The organism is Actinoplanes sp. NPDC049598, assembly GCF_040675435.1.
In the GTDB taxonomy this organism is placed as follows: Bacteria; Actinomycetota; Actinomycetes; order Mycobacteriales; family Micromonosporaceae; genus Actinoplanes.
Window position 1 is genome coordinate 46,275 of the sequence record NZ_JBFAOX010000032.1, and the last position, 17,522, is coordinate 63,796.

General features: G+C 72.5%; 16 protein-coding genes. 7 read left to right on the plus strand and 9 right to left on the minus strand.

The window, feature by feature from the left end; genetic code table 11:
• The first annotated feature begins 19 nt into the window (after positions 1 to 19).
• Positions 20 to 475, plus strand: a complete 456-nt coding sequence (locus tag AB0J66_RS43010; protein ID WP_364673365.1) for a helix-turn-helix domain-containing protein — start codon at positions 20 to 22, stop codon at positions 473 to 475.
• On the opposite strand, the gene AB0J66_RS43015 is transcribed toward AB0J66_RS43010, so the two are convergent.
• The 8 genes from AB0J66_RS43015 to AB0J66_RS43050 are packed head-to-tail and all read right to left on the minus strand — an operon-like array spanning position 411 to position 10,965.
• Complete coding sequence (locus tag AB0J66_RS43015; RefSeq protein WP_364673367.1) at positions 411 to 2,399, minus strand: response regulator; 1,989 nt, start codon at positions 2,397 to 2,399, stop codon at positions 411 to 413. The genes AB0J66_RS43010 and AB0J66_RS43015 overlap by 65 nt on opposite strands.
• A complete protein-coding gene (gene cheB / locus AB0J66_RS43020; protein ID WP_364673368.1) occupies positions 2,396 to 3,463 on the minus strand; it encodes a chemotaxis-specific protein-glutamate methyltransferase CheB in 1,068 nt (355 codons plus the stop codon). The genes AB0J66_RS43015 and cheB overlap by 4 nt, the downstream gene beginning before the upstream one ends.
• The gene (locus AB0J66_RS43025) at positions 3,460 to 5,580 is read right to left on the minus strand and encodes a response regulator (RefSeq protein ID WP_364673370.1); all 2,121 of its coding nucleotides are present in this window, start codon (positions 5,578 to 5,580) and stop codon (positions 3,460 to 3,462) included. The genes cheB and AB0J66_RS43025 overlap by 4 nt, the downstream gene beginning before the upstream one ends.
• Positions 5,580 to 7,052: a methyl-accepting chemotaxis protein gene (locus AB0J66_RS43030; protein WP_364673371.1), complete on the minus strand. Its 1,473-nt coding sequence runs from the start codon at positions 7,050 to 7,052 to the stop codon at positions 5,580 to 5,582. The genes AB0J66_RS43025 and AB0J66_RS43030 overlap by 1 nt, the downstream gene beginning before the upstream one ends.
• Complete coding sequence (locus tag AB0J66_RS43035; protein WP_364673373.1) at positions 7,049 to 7,588, minus strand: chemotaxis protein CheW; 540 nt, start codon at positions 7,586 to 7,588, stop codon at positions 7,049 to 7,051. The genes AB0J66_RS43030 and AB0J66_RS43035 overlap by 4 nt, the downstream gene beginning before the upstream one ends.
• A complete protein-coding gene (locus AB0J66_RS43040; protein WP_364673374.1) occupies positions 7,585 to 8,955 on the minus strand; it encodes a CheR family methyltransferase in 1,371 nt (456 codons plus the stop codon). Before AB0J66_RS43040 ends, AB0J66_RS43035 begins: the two co-directional genes overlap by 4 nt.
• A complete protein-coding gene (locus AB0J66_RS43045) occupies positions 8,952 to 9,446 on the minus strand; it encodes a chemotaxis protein CheW (protein ID WP_364673376.1) in 495 nt (164 codons plus the stop codon). The genes AB0J66_RS43040 and AB0J66_RS43045 overlap by 4 nt, the downstream gene beginning before the upstream one ends.
• A gap of 49 nt (positions 9,447 to 9,495) precedes the next feature.
• On the minus strand, positions 9,496 to 10,965 hold the full coding sequence (locus AB0J66_RS43050) for an acyltransferase family protein (protein WP_364673378.1): 1,470 nt from the start codon (positions 10,963 to 10,965) through the stop codon (positions 9,496 to 9,498).
• 305 nt (positions 10,966 to 11,270) lie between these two features.
• Here AB0J66_RS43050 and AB0J66_RS43055 point away from each other — a divergent pair, with 305 nt between their 5' ends.
• Together AB0J66_RS43055 and AB0J66_RS43060 are read left to right on the plus strand one after the other, a co-directional pair.
• Positions 11,271 to 12,224: a CAP domain-containing protein gene (locus AB0J66_RS43055; protein ID WP_364673379.1), complete on the plus strand. Its 954-nt coding sequence runs from the start codon at positions 11,271 to 11,273 to the stop codon at positions 12,222 to 12,224.
• Positions 12,225 to 12,352: 128 nt separating this feature from the next.
• Positions 12,353 to 13,093 carry a L,D-transpeptidase family protein gene (locus tag AB0J66_RS43060; protein ID WP_364673381.1) on the plus strand — a complete coding sequence of 247 codons (741 nt, stop codon included), beginning with the start codon at positions 12,353 to 12,355 and terminating at the stop codon, positions 13,091 to 13,093.
• Between the two features lie 21 nt (positions 13,094 to 13,114).
• Here AB0J66_RS43060 and AB0J66_RS43065 read toward each other — a convergent pair whose 3' ends face one another.
• A complete protein-coding gene (locus AB0J66_RS43065) occupies positions 13,115 to 13,291 on the minus strand; it encodes a hypothetical protein (protein ID WP_364673382.1) in 177 nt (58 codons plus the stop codon).
• A gap of 94 nt (positions 13,292 to 13,385) precedes the next feature.
• Here AB0J66_RS43065 and AB0J66_RS43070 point away from each other — a divergent pair, with 94 nt between their 5' ends.
• The 4 genes from AB0J66_RS43070 to AB0J66_RS43085 are packed head-to-tail and all read left to right on the plus strand — an operon-like array spanning position 13,386 to position 17,522.
• Positions 13,386 to 14,717: an efflux RND transporter periplasmic adaptor subunit gene (locus AB0J66_RS43070; protein ID WP_364673383.1), complete on the plus strand. Its 1,332-nt coding sequence runs from the start codon at positions 13,386 to 13,388 to the stop codon at positions 14,715 to 14,717.
• Positions 14,714 to 15,415: an ABC transporter ATP-binding protein gene (locus AB0J66_RS43075; RefSeq protein WP_364673385.1), complete on the plus strand. Its 702-nt coding sequence runs from the start codon at positions 14,714 to 14,716 to the stop codon at positions 15,413 to 15,415. The genes AB0J66_RS43070 and AB0J66_RS43075 overlap by 4 nt, the downstream gene beginning before the upstream one ends.
• Positions 15,412 to 16,596 (plus strand): ABC transporter permease, encoded by a 1,185-nt coding sequence (locus AB0J66_RS43080; RefSeq protein ID WP_364673386.1) that lies wholly within the window; start codon positions 15,412 to 15,414, stop codon positions 16,594 to 16,596. The genes AB0J66_RS43075 and AB0J66_RS43080 overlap by 4 nt, the downstream gene beginning before the upstream one ends.
• Positions 16,597 to 16,631: 35 nt before the next feature.
• Positions 16,632 to 17,522, plus strand: coding sequence for an EamA family transporter (locus AB0J66_RS43085; protein ID WP_364673388.1), 891 nt, complete (start codon positions 16,632 to 16,634; stop codon positions 17,520 to 17,522).

Sequence of the window (17,522 nt, forward strand, 5' to 3'; positions counted from 1 at the left end):
GTGCGTAAGGGGGCGGCGGGTGGCTACCACCACGGCGGAGCAGAAACGGGCCGCGGCCAAGGCCGAGTACAACGCGTTCCTGGCCGTCTGCCCGAGCCAGAAGCTGCTCGAGCGCATCTCCGGCAAGTGGGTGACGCTGATCCTGAGCGCGCTCGGCAGCGGGCCGGAGTGCACGGGCGAGCCGCGACCGATGCGCTACTCGGAGCTGGCCCGGCTGCTGGCCGGGGTCAGCCAGAAGATGCTGACCCAGACCCTGCGCTCGCTCGAGACCGACGGGCTGGTCAGCCGGACCGTGACCCCGACGGTGCCGGTCACGGTCACCTACGAGCTGACCGAGCTGGGCCTTTCTCTGCACGAGACGGTCCGAGGGCTGAAGCGCTGGGCCGAGGCCCACATGGACGAGGTGGCCGTCAACCGTGCCGCCGGGCCTGCGTCCGGCGCTCCTCCGCAGGCGGGTCGGCCGACGGCAGGGTGAACCAGAACGTGGCCCCGCGGCCGTCCTCGCCCTCGGCCCAGATCTCGCCGCCGTGGCGCTCGACCGCGCGGTGCACCGTGGTCAGGCCGATGCCGGTGCCGGGGAAGTCCTCGGCCTTGTGCAGGCGGGCGAACGGGCGGAACAGCTCACCGGCCTTGCCGGCCGGGAAGCCGGCGCCGTTGTCGCGTACGAAGAAACCCTGCGGCGTGGAGCCGATCTCGATCGCCGGGAGCTCGACCTTGCGGGTGAACTTGACCGCGTTGTTGATCAGGTTCTCCAGGATGACCCGGACCAGGCCCTCGTCGGCGTCGGCGGTCATGCCGTCGTGCACGGTGAAGCCGACCTGGCGGCCCGGCTCGCGGGCCTCCACCTCGCCGATCACCGACCAGGTGGTGGCGGTCAGGTCGAACTTCTCCCGGCGCAGGTCGCCGCGGCTGGCCCGGGCCAGGATCAGCAGCGACTCGACCAGGTCGGCCATCCGCAGCGCGGCGGCCTGGATGCGGCCCAGCCGCCGCCGCGCCTCGTCGCTGAGCGGGTCGTCCTCGTCGTCGAGCATGTGCTCGGCGAAGCTGCTGATCACCTGCAGCGGCCCGCGCAGGTCGTGCGAGACCGAGCCGGAGAACGCCTCCAGCTCCCGGTTGCGCCACTCCAGCTCCTCGACCAGCGCGGCCCGGGTCTCGGCGAGCTGCCGGGCCGAGCGCTCCTCGGCCGCGTCGAGCTCGCGGCGCATCAGCTCCTCGCGGATGCGGCGGCTCTCGTCGTGCGACTGCTTGCGGCGGATCTGCGTACGGACGTGGGCCCGCAGCGCCTCCGCCCCCGACTCGCCGGGGACGTAGTCGTCGGCCCCGGCGGCCAGGCAGGCGAGCATGTCGTCGTCGCCGGCCCCGGTCATCACGACCGGCGTCTCGCCGATGACCGGCACCTCCTTGATCCGCCGGCAGGCGTCGCGGCCCAGATCCCCGGACAGGCCCAGGCCGAGCACGATGCAGTCGACCGGCTGCTCGGCCAGCAGGTCCAGGGCGTCGTCGGTGACCGCGACCGGCACCACGTCGTACCCGTCGGCCCGCAGCGCGTGGGCCAGGTCGGTGAGCCGCTGTTTGTCCGGAGTCAGCGCGAGCACCTTGCTCGGGCCGTGCAGGCTGCCGGTGACCTCGATCGGCAGCTGTTCGGCGCTCTGCCGCAGCACCGCGTTGAGCTTGGCCGGCACGATGGCCAGGTTCTGCTGCTTGCGGACGAACGCGTCGGCCCCGGCGTCGAGCATCTGCAGCTCGGTCGCGTAGTCGTCGGCCGCGGTCATCAGGATGCACGGGATGTCACGCAGCGCCGGGTCGAGCCGGACCCGGCGGATCACGGTGGCCCCGTCGATGCCCGGCATGACGCCGTCCACGATGATCGCCTGCGGGCGCCGGTCGGCCGCCGTGCGCAGGCCCTCCTCGCCGCTGGGTGCGGTCAGCACGGCGTAGCCCTCGCCCTCGAGCAGCTCGCGCAGCTGCTCGCGGAAGGTCATGCTGTCGTCGATGACCAGGATCGTGGTCCGGTCGTCGGCCCGGGCCGGGCCGTCGCCGAGCAGCTGACGGGTGCGGGCCACGACGTAGCCGGCGTCGTACGGCTTGCCGACGTACTCGTCGGCCCCGGTACGCAGCCCGGCCAGCCGGTCGGCCACCTCGTCCTCGCTGGAGAGCAGCACGGTGATCACGCCCGCGCGCTCGGGCCGGCCGCGCAGCTCGGTCAGCAGCTCCAGGCCGTCGGCGTCGGGCAGCATCACGTCGAGCACGGCCACGTCGAACTCGGCCGCGGCGAAGGCGGTGCGGGCCTCGGCCCCGGTGGCGCACAGGATGGTGGCGAACCCGTCCGCGTTGAACGCGTCGTGCAGGTCCATCCGCACGGTCAGGCTGTCGTCGACGATCAGCACCTGGCGGGTCATCGCCGGCTCCGGGCGGGCTGCAGCTCGGCCAGCCGGGCGGCTATCCGGGCCGGGGGCAGGATGAAGCCGGCCGCGCCGAGCAGGGCGGCCTCGCGCGGCATCCCGTACACCACGCAGCTCGCCTCGTCCTGGGCGAAGGTGACCGCGCCCCGGTTGTGCATCCGCAGCAGGCCGTCGGCGCCGTCGCGGCCCATCCCGGTCAGCAGGCAGCCGGCCGCGGCCGAGCCGAACTCGGCCGCCACCGACTCGAAGAGCACGTCGACCGACGGGCGGCAGGAGTGCCGGGGCGGGGCGTCGCTGAGCCGCAGGAGGCCGTCGCGGACGAGCAGGTGACGGTCGGGCGGGGCCAGTACGACCCGGCCGGTGACGGCGGCGACCGGTGTGCCGTCGCGGGCGTAGCTGACGTCGCGCCCGGTCTGCCCGGCCAGCCAGTCGGAGAAGGCGACGGCGAACGGCTCGCTGGCCGCGATGTGCTGCACGCACAGCACCGGCGGCTGGAACGCGGCGGGCAGCGCCCGCAGCAGCTCGGTCAGCGCGCCCGGCCCGCCGGTGGAGGCGCCCAGGGCGACCGCCTGGATCATCTCGGTGGCCCGCAGCGGCGCCGGTGGCGTGATCTCGCGCGGCGGGCCGGACTTGGGGCGGCCGTCCAGGCGGGCGCGGGGGTGGGTGATCACCCGGATGCGGGAGACGATCCGTACCGTCTGGCACAACCGCCGGCCCCAGTCGGCGTCGCTGGCGTCGCCGCGGGGTTTCTCGAGCACGTCGACCGCCCCCGCCGCCAGCGCGTTGTAGGTGCTGAACAGCTCCTGCCGGTCGGCCGAGGAGACGACCAGGATCGGCGTCGGGTGCTCGGCCATGATGTGCTCGGTGGCGACCAGGCCGCTCATCGTCGGCAGCATCATGTCCATGGTGACCACGTCGGGGCGCAGCCGGGTGACCATCTCCACGGCGTCGCCGCCGTCGGTCGCCTCGCCCACGATCCGCAGCTCCGGGTCGGCGGCGAGCGACTCGCGCAGATGGTGGCGCATGGTCGCGGAATCCTCCACGAGCAGGACACGGATCATCGCAGGATCAGCCTCCGGATGTGCGACAGGAGCTCTTCCTGGTTGAACTCGCCCTTGACCACGTAGGCCGACGCGCCGGCCTCGGCCCCCCGGCGGCGGTCCTCGGCACTCGCCCGCGAGCTGACCAGGATGGCCGGCACGTGGGCCAGGGTGGCGTCGGCCCGGGTCTCGGCGACGAAGGTGAACCCGTCGATGCCGGGCATGTCGATGTCGGACAGGATCAGCCCGTACTCGCGCGAGCGGGCCCGCTCCAGGCCCTCCTCACCCGAGGCGGCCAGGTCGACCTCGTAGCCGGCCGACTCGAGGATGCTGCGCTCGAGCATGCGGGTGGTCAGCGAGTCGTCGACGACGAGGATCGGCAGCTTGCGGCCGTTCGTGTCGCCCGGCCCGCCGCCGGTGGCCGGGCCGATCTGGCGGGCCTGGGCGACCAGGCCGTGCGGGTCGAGCACCAGGCGCGGGTTGCCGTCCAGGTCGATCGAGACGCTGCCGATCACCGGGGCGGCCGGGGCGAGGTCGGGCAGCGGCCGGGCGACCAGCGTGGTCGTGCCGGCCAGCCGGTCGACGCCGATGGCCGCGGTGTCGCCGTCGGCGCTGAGCACGATGGCCACGCCGGTGCCGGTGAGCTCGGCGTCCTGGCGCAGGGCCCGGCACAGCGGCAGGAACGGCACGACCCGGCCCTCGTGGGCCAGCCGGCCGGTGTCCATGGCGGCGGTGATCTCCTCGGCCGAGAGCCGCACGCAGCGGCGCACCGCGTCCAGCGGCATGGTCACGGTGTGCTCGCCCGCCTCGACCAGCAGGCCGTTCATGCTGAGCAGGGTGAGCGGCACGACCAGCTGCACGGTCGCGCCCAGCCCGGGCCGGTTGTCGATGGTGACGCTGCCGCCGAGCTGGTCGGCCACGTCGCGGGCCACGTCCATGCCGATGCCCCGGCCGGCCACGTCGGTGACCGCGGGCGAGGTGCTGATGCCGCCATGCAGGACGAGGTCCATCAGGGTGCGCGGGTCGGGGTCGGCGCCGGGGGAGAGCAGACCGCGCTCGAGGGCGGTGCGGCGCAGCGCGTCCAGGTCGAAGCCCCGGCCGTCGTCGGTGCAGCGGAACTCGGCCCAGCGGCCGCGCCGCTCGACGTGCACGGTGACCGAGCCCTCGGCCGGTTTGCCGAGGGCCCGCCGCTGGTCCTCGGGCTCGATGCCGTGCACCACGGCGTTGCGCACGACGTGCAGGAAGGCCCCGTTGACCTGGTTGAGCAGCTGCGGGCCCATCCGCACGTCGGCCCCGTCGGCCTGGAAGCGCACCCGCTTGCCCTCGGCGTCGGCGGCGTCGCGCACGGCCCGGCGCAGGGCGGTGAAGATGGTGCCGGCCGGCACCAGGCGCAGGCCCTCGGCCCGGCCCCGCACCTCGTCGAGCTCGCGTTCGACCTGGTCGACGGCGTCGATCAGGCGGCGGCCGAGCGCGCCCAGATCGCCCGCCAGGCGCTGCACGTGGCTGCGGGTGACGGTGTCCGAGCCGCTGGCCCGGCCGGTGCGCAGGCGGTCGCCCAGGGTCTCGACGCGGCGGTGGATGCCGGCCAGGATGCGGCTGCCGTCGCGCAGCGGGGCGATGCGGGAGTTGGCCTCGCCGATCGCGTCGAGCAACTCGTCCAGGTCGGCCGTGGCGGCCCGCTCCGGGGCGCCGGCCGAGTCGGGACCGGCCGCGGTGGGGGTGGACGGGGACTGCGGGGGCGGCGCGGCCGGGGCGGCCCGGGGAGCGGCGGGTTCGGGTTCCGCGACGCGTACGGCCTCCTCGATCTCGGGTTTTTGATCTTGATCTTGGGACAGCGCGGCGACCTGGCTCGCGATCGCGTCGTTGAGGCGCAGCAGCTCGCGCATCTGATCGGCCGGCAGGGCCCCGCCGTCGTCGCGGTGCGGGACGAGCACCTCCTCGAAGGCGTGCGCCTGCTCCGCGATGGCCGGCTGCTTGACCACCCGGGCCGCGCCCTTGAGGGTGTGCGCGTATCGCAGCAGCCGGGCCACCACCTCGGTGCCGGGCTGCTGGTCCAGATCGAGGACGCCCGCGCTGATCTGGTCGACCAGCTCGGCGGCCTCGATCCGGAAATAGCGCAGCGGATCGCGGTCGGCCATCAGTGCCGTCCGGTGCCGACCAGGTCGAGCAGCTCGCTGGAGAGCGTGGTGAGGTGGGCCGCGGTCTGCTTGGTCTGCACCGCGCTGGCCTCGGTCTCGCGGGTGACCCGGGCGGTGTCCGAGGCGGCCACGTTGACCTGCTCGACCGCGGTGGTCTGCTGCTTGGTCGACAGCTCGATCTCGCGGGTGGCGTCGCTGGTGGTGGAGACCAGGCCCACGATCCGGCGGAACGAGCTGGTGGCGTCGTCGAACTGCCGCGAGCCGGAGTCGACGGCCTTGGCGCCGATCTCGGTCGCCATCACGGTCGTGTTGACCGCGCCCCGGACGTCGTCGATCAGCGCCCGGATCTCCTTGGCGCTGGCCGCGGTCCGGTCGGCCAGCTTGCGGATCTCCTCGGCCACCACCGCGAACCGGCGGCCCCACTCGCCGGCCCCGCTGGCCTCGATGGTGGCGTTGATGGCCAGGATGTTGGTCTGCTCGGCCAGCTCCGAGACCAGGTCGACCACGCCGCCGATCTGCTGCGACTTCTCGCCCAGGGCCAGCATGTGCTGCACGATCTGGTCGACCTGGGTGCGGATGGCGGCGATCGAGGCCCGGGTCTGGTCGATGGTGGCGTCGCCGGTGCGGGCGGCCTCGGCCGTCTCCTCGGCCACCTTGGAGACCCGCTGGGCGCTCTCGGAGATCTGCCGGGAGGTGATCAGCAGCTCGCTGATCGTCGTGGTGATCTCGCTCATCGCGCTGGCCTGGTCGCGCCCGCCCGCCGCCTGCTGGGCCGCGGCCGCCTCGAGCTGGGCCGATGAGCTCTGGATGTGCCCGACCGCGGCGCCCACCTCGCGCTTGAGGTCGCGGCTGAGCTTCCAGGCGACACCGGCCGCGCAGGCGATGAGGAAGACGCCGATCACGATGATGAAGGTCATCGCCCACATGGCCCGGGTCGACGAGTCGTCACTCTTCGCGTTGACCGTGGCCTGCACCTGGGTGATCAGGTCGGCGATCGCCTTCTGCACGGCGAGCCGGGCGGTCTTGACCTGGTCGCTGCCGGTGAGCTGGGCGACGCTCCGGAGGTCGTTGATCTTGGCGCGCTGGGCCATCAACCCGGACACGATGCCCGCGTGGGTCGCCTCCGCCGCGGAGATCTGCTCGAGCAGCTCCTTCGAGGTCGGGTTCTCGATCGTGCCGCGCAGCGAGTCGAGCTGGGCCAGGAACTTGGCGCGGTCCGTGTTCGTCGCGTTCAGGTATTCGTCGGTGCCGGTCAGCAGGTAGCCGCGGTAATCGCCGATCCGTGACTCCATGAGCGCGCTGAGGGACTCGGCGCCGACCAGGTTGACCCGGGCCGACTCGATCACCGCGTCCTTGGTGTGCAGCACGTAGCGCAGCGCCGCGACCGAGGTCAGGCTCATCAGCAGGGTCAGGGCCAGCGTCAGGCCGAAGCCGGCCGCCAGTTTGGTGCCGAAGGTGCGTCCGGCCATCATCGTGCGGCCTCCTCGTCGGTGTCTTGGGCGTGCCCGGTGAGCGCGTGCACGGTGGTCCGGGTGGCGAAGACGTCCACGATCGGCCGGACACCTCCGGGCAGCGCGACCATGCCGCGGATGCTGCCGGCGGCCCCGCTGTCGCCGCCCTCCTGGACGATGTCGGCATTGGCCACCCGCACGTGCCCGTCGAGCTCGTGGAAGGCCAGGCCCAGGGGCGGGCTGCCGCCGGCCAGCACCAGCCACCGCGGCCGCTCGGCGACCGGATGCCCCAGGATCGCGGCCAGGTCGTAGACCGGCACCACCTGACCGGCGAAGCCCACCAGGCCCAGCAGGGCCGGCTGGGGGCCGGGCAGCGGCGTGACCGGCCGGTCCGGGTGCAGACCGGAGGTCTGCGAGAGGCGGATGGCGTACGGGCGGCCCCCGGCCCGGATCGACAGCAGCTCCACGTGCTCGTTGTCGTGGCTACGGACCGGGTCGGCGAACGAGCGGTCGAAGTCCTCGCGCAGCTCGGCCAGGCGGCTCACCACGGTGCTCATCGCCGCACCCCGCACGCGTCCAGCTCCGACCGGCACTGCACGGTCAGCGCGAGCCGCCCGAAACCGCCGCCGAACAGCGTGATCCGCTCCTCCTTCTCCCGCGTGAGCAGGTCGAGGGCGCGTTCCAGCTCACCCGCGGCGGTCCGGTCGTCGCCACCGCGCCGGGCCAGCTGGCCCAGCCGCATGCGGGGCAGCGCGAAGCCCGGGTCGAGGTAGGCGGCGAGGCGGTACTGGCTGATCGCCTCGGCCACGGCCGAGCCACCCTCGAGGCAGACGCCGAGCAGCTGGTGGGCATCCGGGTCGAGACCGTTGGCCTCGATCAGCCGGCGGGCCAGCATGATCGCCTCGCCCAAACGGCCGGCCTGGGCCAGCAGGACGCCGTGCAACAGGGTCTCGTCCTGGCCGTCGATCAGCGCGAGGGCCTCGGCGAAGCGCTCCTCCCGCAGCAGGGACAGCGCCCGGTGGTAGGTGGCGTCGAGGTCCGGTTGGCTAGGCTCGCTGGGGGTTTCCACCACCGGCGGCTGGGGCGCGACCACGCCGGCCGCCGATTTGTCGGTCTTGCAGTAGTAGAAGGCATGGTGGCTCTGGCGCAGGTCGAGGCCGTCGGCCCCGGTGCCGAGCGAGTCGGTGTGACCCAGGAAGAGGAAGCCGCCCGGGGCCAGCGCCGTGGTCATCCGCCCGATGAGGGCCGATGCCACCTCCGGGGTCAGGTACATCAGCAGGTTGCGGCAGAAGATCACGTCGTACTGGCCCTCGCGCCACAGCCTCGGGTCGGGCTCGGCCACGTTGTGCCGCTGGAACCGCACGAGCCGCCGCGCCTCGTCGGCCACCCGGAAACCGCCCCCGTCCGGCTGGAACCAGCGGCGGCGGAGCTCGTCCGGCGTCTCCCGCAGCGACCACGCCGAGTACCGGGCCGCCTCGGCCTTGGCCAGCACTGCCGGATTGGCGTCGACGCCGGTCACGTCGATGATCCACTCCGAGCCGGGCTCGACCGTGCGCGCGGTGATGGCCAGCGAGTACGCCTCCTCACCGGAGGAGCAGGCCACCGACAGCATCTTCAGCACCCGCTGCGCCTGCCGGGCCGCCACCCGCTCGGGCAGCGCCTCCTCGCGCAGCGCCCGGAACTGCTCGCCGTGCCGGAAGAAGTACGTCTCGGTGATGCTGAGCCGCTCGACGAGCACGGTCAGCTCCTCGGGCCAGGGCCGCGCGCCGAGCCGGTCCAGGTAGGCGTCCGCGCTCAGGGCGCGCGCGCCGGCCCGCTCGCGCAGCATCCCGGCCAGCTGCCCGAAGTCGTTGTCGGCGAAGGTCCAGCCGAGCCGGCGGGCCAACTCGTCACGGAAGCGGGTGACCTGCCGCGGGCCGATCACGGCGTCCCACCCGCGGCCGCGGCGGCTTCCCAGACGTCGTCCGGCACGGCCCGCATGCTCTGCAGCAGCAGCAGGGGCTCGGCGCCGAACGTGCCGACCCCGGCCACGAGCCGGCTGTTGCCCCCGCCGAGCAGCGCTGGATGCCCGCCCGAGGGCTCGGCCTCGACGTTGCGCACGCCGAGCACGGCCCCGGTGCCGAACGCGACCGCGCCCCGGTCGGTGCGCACCGCGATGTAGCGCTCGGCCTCGGCTGACCCGCCGCCCAACAGCCGCGACACGTCGATGACGGGGGTGGGCACGCCGCGCAGCACGCTGATGCCGCGGACGAAGGCCGGCGTCCCGGCCAGCGGCCGGGTCTCCAGCGGCCGCATGGTCTCGATGACCTCGTCCAGCCGCAGGGCGCACAGCAGCGACCCGGCCCGGAAGACGAGGGCCGAGACTCCGGTGCCCTCGTCCGCCGAGAGCACCGGCGCATGTCCGTACTGCCGCATTCCGTCAGATTAGTGGGGATTCATCGGTCGTTTCCGAGAATTCCTCGGGTCAGTCCCGGGCGCGGCCGCCCTTGAACCACTCCGTCGGGTCGTCCGGGCCGGACTGCCGGGCCTCCTGGGAAGCGCCCCAGCCGGCCGGGAGCACGGGTTTGTCCTCCGGGCCGCCGCCCGGTCGCCGGCCCGCGATGGGCAGTCCGGGATTCTGGACCGCGGTCTCGGTCTCCGGCCCGGCCCGGGAGATCGGAGCCGTCTCCGGCTCGGCGCGGGGTATCGGGGCCGTCTCGGGCTCGGTGCGGGGGATGGGCGGCCAGTTGGCGGGCAGGCGGTGCATGGCCGCGGCGGCCGTCTGCTGGCGCTTGGCGTCGCCCAGGTTGGCCATCGCCGAGGCCGTCCCGCTGACCCGGGCCGCGCGCGAGGCCCCCTGCGGCTGTGGCTCGACCGGCTCCGGCCCAGCAGCGGGCGCAGGCTCGGCGGGCTCGGGCTTCTTTCGCGAGCTCGCGGGCCACAGGCGGGGGCGGCGCTTAGCCGCCAGGTCCTCGACCCAGCCGAAGGCCAGCACGGCCAGGATGGTCAGCAGGAAGGCCAGGATCAGGTCGCCCGCGTGGCCCATGCTGTCACCCAGGTCGTCCAGCGCCAGGAAGGTCAGCACCGGCCAGACCGCGGCGATCGCGATGTTGTGCCAGAGGTAGATGGTCACGGCCCGGTTGTTGATCAGAGTGACCGTGCTGTCCAGTGGCTTGACCCGGGCCAGCCAGCCCATCGACGGCTGCCAGCGCAGCACGATCAGCACGAAGGCCAGCGACCACAGCGCCTGCGACTCGGAGATGTCGTTCAGGTCGTACGTGCCCTCGTCGCGCATGAAGTAGTACGCCCCGGCCGCCATCGCGAGCGCGACCGGGCCGGCGATCCACGGCTTGACCCGCGCCAGGCGGCCGTCGTGGTGAGCGAAGCCGGCGACCCAGCACGCCCCGTACGTCACGAAGTCCCACAGGGCGGCGTCGGCGGTGTCGGGCAGGGTGAAGCCGGTGACGTCCAGCACCGCCATGACGGCCAGCGGCAGCGCCACCGCGACCCAGCCCACCTTGCGGTAGAGCAGCCACAGCACCGGCGAGAGCAGCACGAACCACAGGTAGGCCCGGATGTACCAGAGCGGCTCCCAGGCGTCGAGGGCCTGGTCGCTGCCGGGCGGGTCGCCGATCGGGAACAGCCAGAAGAGCAGGCCCGGGATGCTGAACGGGTGCTCGCCGTCGCTCTCCGAGGCCCACCCGGTCACCAGCATGACCGGCACGGCCAGCAGGCCCAGCAGCCACAGCGGGGGAAGCAGGCGCCGCAGCCGTGAGCTGACCACCTTGGCCGCCGCGCGCTTCTCCAGGGAGGCGGCGGTCAGCGAGCCGGCCAGCGCGAACATGACGCCCATGGCGGGGAGCAGGATGGACAGCCACGGCCAGCCGTACAGGTGGTACACGATCACCCGGACGATTGCGGCGGCGCGGAGAAGATCCAGGTATCGGTTGCGCACCGCGACGACCTTGCCAGTTCGGCCACTGTGGCGGGACCGTCCGGCCGGTTGCCAAGACGACCCCGTGGGCTTACCCCGTACGAATGAACTGTCCGGTTTGTCTGTGCGGTTGTGCGACACCCGTGCTGCCCTCCAGCGAGGTATTTCTCCTGCTAGTGCTGCGGATCGGAGGCATCGCCGCCGATCCCGTGGCGTAACGGCCGGCTTGATCGATCAGTGACCGGGGCCGGGTCGTGCCGTTGATCCCCCGCGTACGGCGCACCGGAGAAGGCCGGGCGCCCGGAGATCGATGGAGATTACGGGGCATGCGGAAACCTGTAGTGGTCGTCTGCGCGGCGGCGTCGGCACTGTTGCTCGCGGGCGGTGTCGCGGCAACCTCCGCGGATGCCGACGAGAGGCCGGACACGCAGGGGTGGGGCGGTTTCGCCTTCGCCGACTGGCCGTTCTTCGGCGGCGGGGGATCGTCCTATTCAGATGGTGACGAGGAGCCGGACGACTCCGGCTACGACGACCGCTCGACCGTAGGCGACGACGACAACTCGATCGATGATTACGACAATCCGGACGACGAGGCGCCCGGCTTCGCCGCTCCCCAGGCCGATGAGGACCAGCCCGATGAGGACCAGGCGCGGCGGCAGGCTCAACGGCAGCAGATGCAGCAACAGATCCAACGGCAGCAGGCCCAGCAGCGGCAGCAGGACGAGCAGGAGGCGCGGGAGCGGCAGCAGCAGGCCCAGCGGCAGCAGGTCCAGCGGCAGCAGGCTCAGCGGCAACAGGTCCAGCGGCCGGCCGCGGCACCCCGCGCGGCGAGCGTGACCGACCTCGCGCGGCGGAGCGTCACCGCGGCCGACGTGTCGGCCAGCCCGTCGGCACCCGTACAGCAAAGGGTGTTGATCCTGGTCAACCAGAACCGGCGCAAGGGTGGCTGCGGGCCGCTGGGGCTGGACCGGCGCCTGATCGAGGCGGCCAACCGGCACGCGGCCGACATGGCCCGCCGGGACTACTTCGAGCACGACTCGCCCAACGGCGACAGCGCCGGCGACCGGGTGAGCCGCACCGGTTACGACTGGAAGCGGTACAGCGAGAACATCGCCCGCGGCGCCGACAGCCCGTGGGAGGTCGTCGACGGCTGGATGCACAGCCCGGTGCACCGCCGGAACATCCTCGACTGCCGGCTGCACGAGATGGGCCTCGGCCTCGCGCTGGACCGCGAGCACACCACGTACTGGGTCCAGGACTTCGCCACCCCCCGGGAATAGGGCGAATGTCCTTTTTGTAGGCCTAACTCAATACCGGTTTAGTGCCACGGTGCTTCCCCGGGATCTTTGTGTCGCACGTCTGTGCTTCGATATGCGAACACATTTCCTGGGGAGGAACCACATTGGGAGTGAGACGGGTGGCCGCCCGCCTCACCGGGACCGCGATCGCGGTCCTGGTCGGCGGGGGTCTCGGCGCCGTGGCGCTGACACCGGCCGGGGCCGGCGCCGCGGTCAGCAAGCCCGCGGCCGCGGTCGTCGTGACCAAGGCCGCAGCCGCTGGCTGCGCGACGGGTAAGTATCAGAAGCAGACCGAGATCCTGCTCAACAAGCTCGGTGGCTTCGGCAAGATGTCGGTCGACGGCAAGCAGTCGGCGACCGATTGCGCCAACATCAAGAAATTCCAGAAGCGGTACGGCATTCAGCCGGCCCAGGGTCTCGCCGGCCCGACCACGTACGACGTGGTCATGCGTCTGGCGGGCACCAAGGTCGCCGACTGCAAGGCCGCCAAGACCGGGGTCACGTTCTGCGTCAACCTGACCAGGCAGACCGCGTGGGTGATGAAGAACGGCAAGCGCGTCACGCCGTTCACCGTCGTCCGCTCCGGCATGAAGGGCTACCGCACGCCGGCCGGCACCTTCAAGATCAACAAGCGCACCGTCAAGGAGTGGTCGGACCCGTACGACGTCTGGCTCCCCTACTGGCAGCGCTTCAAGGGTGGGATGGGCTTCCACCAGACCACCACGTACATCCACGACAAGTGGCGTGGCTCGCACGGCTGCGTCAACCTGCTGCCGGTCGACGCCAAGGCGTACTACAGCATCGGCAAGATCGGTATGACCGTCAAGACGTTCGGCGGTCGCACCACCTGACCCACGTGCCCGGCGGGTCGCTCAGGCGGCCCGCCGGCGCACGTGCGTGGTCAGCACCTCGTTGCTGGCGAAATGCCGCTCGACGCCGCCCGCCGTGACCAGCCGCAGGCCGTCGCGGTTCAGCATGTACCGCACATCCGTGAACCGGCTGACCGTGTCATCGTGATGCACGACGGTCAGCTCGTCGGCGCTAATCATTCCCACTCCTGATTCGTCGGTCGATGCCGCCTCCTTCTTTACGGATCCGGCGGCCCGGACGGTTCATCTCACACTTCGGCATAGAGTGGCGTGCGTGTCCCGACCGCGCCCCCTGGTGATCGCCGCTGCGATGATCTTCCTGGTCAGTTCCACGGCCGCCTCCTGCGGCGACGACAAGAGCGGGGTCGGCCTCGGCCAGGCCACCCGCGGCACGGTGGCCGAGATCGTCGAGGCGCCGGGCTCGGTGACCGCCCGGGCCGCGGCCACGGTCAACGCGCCGGCCGCCGGCACCCTGGGCGAGCTCCGCGTCGAGGCGGGCCAGCGGGTCACCAAGGGCCAGGTGGTGGCGGTGATCGACTCGCCCGAGCTGGAAGCCCGGCGCCGCTCCGCGGAGCGAGCGCTCGAGCAGAGCTCCGGCGATTCGGTCACCGTGGGTGACACGTCGGCGTTCCTGGCCGTACGCCATCAGACGGACACGAACGCGGAGAAGGCGTACCAGGAAGCCCGGGCCGCGGCCACGCAGATCACGGATCCGGCCCTGCGCCAGACGCTGCTGCAGCAGGTCGACTCGGCCCGCCGGCAGTACAAGGTGGCCTCGGCGGCGGCTGACGCGGCCCTGCGCTCGGTGCAGGACGGCGTGGCGTCGCTGGGGGAGGCGGTCAACTCGCTGTCGTCGGCGCAGCGGCTGCAGGCGCGGCAGGCTTACGAACTGGCCGATGCCGCGGTGGAGGCGCTGACGTTGCGCGCTCCGGTGAGCGGCATCGTTCAACTCGGCGGAATGAGCGGCGGAGGAAGTTCGTCCCTCACCGACCTTTTGTCGGCGGGGGCCGGCGGTGCTGCGTCCTCCTCGGCCGGGGGCGCGCTGCCGGGCGTTGATGAGGCCGTGCCGCAAGGGGCTTTCGTGGCCGCCGGGACGCCTGTGCTGACGGTGGTCGACGTGAGCCGGCTCGGGCTGACCGCCGAGGTCGACGAAACGGACGTTCTGCTGGTCAAGGCGGGAACGGCGGCGACCGTGGAGCTGGATGCGGCTTCCGGCGCCTCGTATGCGGCCAAGGTGCGGTCGATCGATCTGCTGCCGACGGCCTCGGCCCGCGGCGGGGTCTCGTACAAGGTCAGGCTTGACCTCAGCGACGGCTCGAGTCCTGACGGCGGCAAGGCGCCGACGCCGCGGCCGGGGATGAGTGCGGTGGTCCGGCTGGAGGTGCGCGAGGCCGACGACGCGGTGACCGTGCCGGCCTCCGCGATCATCACCGTCGACGGCAAGGACACGGTGTGGGCGGTGCGCGGCGACCGCTACGAACGCGTGCCGGTCACCCTGGGCGTCCAGGGCGAGGACGTCGTCCAGATCACCGACGGCCTCGACGCCGGCCAGCGCATCGCCGTCTCCGGCGCCGACGAGATCCAGCCCGGCGACAAGGCCCCATGACCACGCCTCCCGGTGACGCCGCCATCGTGGCCGACAACGTGAGCCGGACCTATGAGCTGGACGGGGTGTCCGTGCCGGCGCTGCGTGGCGTGTCGCTGGTGGTGTCGGCGACCGACTACGTGGCGATCGTGGGGACATCGGGGTCGGGCAAGTCGACGCTGATGCACCTGCTCGGCGGGCTCGACCGGCCCAGCGGCGGCACGCTGCTGATCGGCGGGCGGGACGTGTCGACGCTCGGGCCGGCCGAGATGGCCCGGCTGCGGAACGAGACGATCGGCTTCGTCTTCCAGTCCTTCCACCTGCTCGCGCGGACCACGGCCCGCGACAACGTGGCGCTGCCGCTGGTCTACCGCGGTGTCGGCCGCCGCGAACGCCGGGCCCGGGCGGCCGAGATGCTCGAACGGGTCGGTCTCGGCCATCGGCTCGACCACCGTCCCAACCAGATGTCCGGCGGCGAACAGCAGCGCGTGGCGATCGCCCGCGCCCTGGTCACCGGCCCGTCGGTCCTGCTGGCCGACGAGCCCACCGGCAACCTCGACTCCACCACCGGCCAGTCCGTGCTGGCCCTGCTGGAGTCCCTCAACGCCGACGGCGTAGCCGTGGTCCTGGTCACCCACGACCGCGACGTCGCCGCCCGGGCCCACCGCCAGATCGTCATGCGCGACGGCCTGATCGTGTCGGAAGCGGCGACCGGATGAGGCTGGCGGAGGCGTGGCGGGTTGCCATCGATGCGCTGAGGGCCAATCGGCTGCGCAGCGTGCTGACCATGCTCGGGGTGGTCATCGGGGTGGCGGCGGTGGTGGCGCTGGTGGCCATCGGGACGGGGACCAAGCGGCAGATCGAGCAGCAAGTCGAAGGGCTCGGGTCGAATCTGCTCCTCGTCGTGCCGGGACGGCTCGAGGCGGGGGCGGCGCCGACCGCGTCGACGATGACCATGGATGACGTGGAGGCCGTCACGCGGGTGGTGGGGGACCGGGATCGGGTGGCGGTCACGATCAGCTCGGGAGAGACGGTCCGGGCCGGGTCCCAGTCGGCCTACGCCAGCATGCAGGGGGTGCTCGAGACCACGCCGAGCGTGTTCGTGCGCAAGCTGGACCGGGGGTCCTACCTGACGCGTACGGATGTGACGACCGGGCGGCGGGTGGCGGTGCTCGGGGCCGGAGTGGCGTCGGCCTTGTTCGGTGACCGGGATCCGATCGGGCGGCAGGTGACGATCGGCGGGGTGCGGTTCCGGGTGATCGGCACGTTCGAGCGGCTCGGGCAGAGCCTCGGGGTCGACCGGGACAGCGAGGTCCACGTGCCGGTGACCGCGGCGCAGCGGCTGCTCGGCACGGACCGGATCGACGGGCTGGCCATCCGGGCGCCGGACCGGGAGCGGATCAACGCGCTGGGGGCGGCGGTGGTCGCGGCGCTGACCGAACGGCACCCGGACACGGACTTCAGCGCGGTCACCCAGGAGCAGATCCTCGGGGTGCTCGGGGACATCCTGGGCGTGCTGACCGGCGTGCTCGCAGCCATCGCGGGGATCAGCCTGCTGGTGGGAGGCGTCGGCGTCTCCAACATCATGCTGGTCTCGGTGCGGGAGCGGACCAAGGAGATCGGCCTACGGAAAGCGGTCGGGGCCCGGCCACGCGACATCGGCGTGCAGTTCCTGCTCGAGGCCGTGCTTCTGACCACGCTCGGCGGCGTACTGGGCATGGCCCTGGGAATCTCCGCCGCCCTCATCGTGGATCGGCTGTCGCCGGTGCCGGCGGCGATCACCTGGTGGTCGCTGGCGCTGGCGTTCGGGGTGTCGGCGGCGGTGGGGATCATCTTCGGGGTGGTGCCGGCGCAGCGGGCCGGGCGGCTCGACCCGGTTGTTGCGTTGCGCACAGAATAGGCGGGCGCCCGCCCCGGTCGGCCAGGCTGGCCGTCATGAGACGTGAACCCCCGGCGCCCCTGCTCGTCGTCACGGCGATCGCCTCGGTGCAGGTGGGCAGCTCGATCGCGCACGGGCTGTTCGACGAGCTCGGTGCGAACGGGGTGACGTTCCTGCGCCTGGCCCTGGCCGCGGTGATGTTCGCGGCGATCACCCGGCCCCGGCTGCGGTCCTGGAACCGGTCGGCCTGGCTGGCCGCGGCCCTGCTCGGCGTGGTCATGGCCGGGATGAACCTGATCTTCTACCAGTCGATCCGTACGGTGCCGCTGGGCATCGCGGTGACCGTCGAGTTCCTGGGGCCGCTGCTGCTGGCGCTCGTGCAGACCCGGCGGCTGCTCGACCTGCTGTGGGCGCTGATGGCGGCTGGCGGCGTGCTCCTGCTCGGCTTCGACAGCGGGGGCAGCGCGCCCGTCACGGGATTGCTGCTCGCCTTCCTGGCCGGGCTGTTCTGGGCCGCGTACATCGTCGGAAGTGCCCGGCTCGGCGGCCTTGTCCCCGGTGCGGGCGGGCTGACCGTGTCGTTGTCGGTCGCGGCGCTGATCGCGCTGCCGTTCGGCGGTGGGGCGGTGGGGGAGGTCGCCGGTCACCCGTCGCTGCTGATCGCCGCGGCGGCCGTGGCGCTGCTCTCATCCGTACTGTCCTATGGCCTGGAGATCCACGCCCTCCGCCACATCCCCACCCGGGTCTTCGGGATCCTGATGAGCCTGGAGCCTGCCGCGGCGGCCGTGGCCGGGCTTATCATCCTCGGTCAACGGCTCGGTGGCGCCGAGATCGTAGCGTTGGTGCTGGTCACGCTGGCCAGCGCCGGAGTGACGCTGGCCCGCCGGGATAAGGCTCAGGATCAGGTGATCCTCGCCGAAGGGGCAGGGGAGACGAGGAGGACGTGA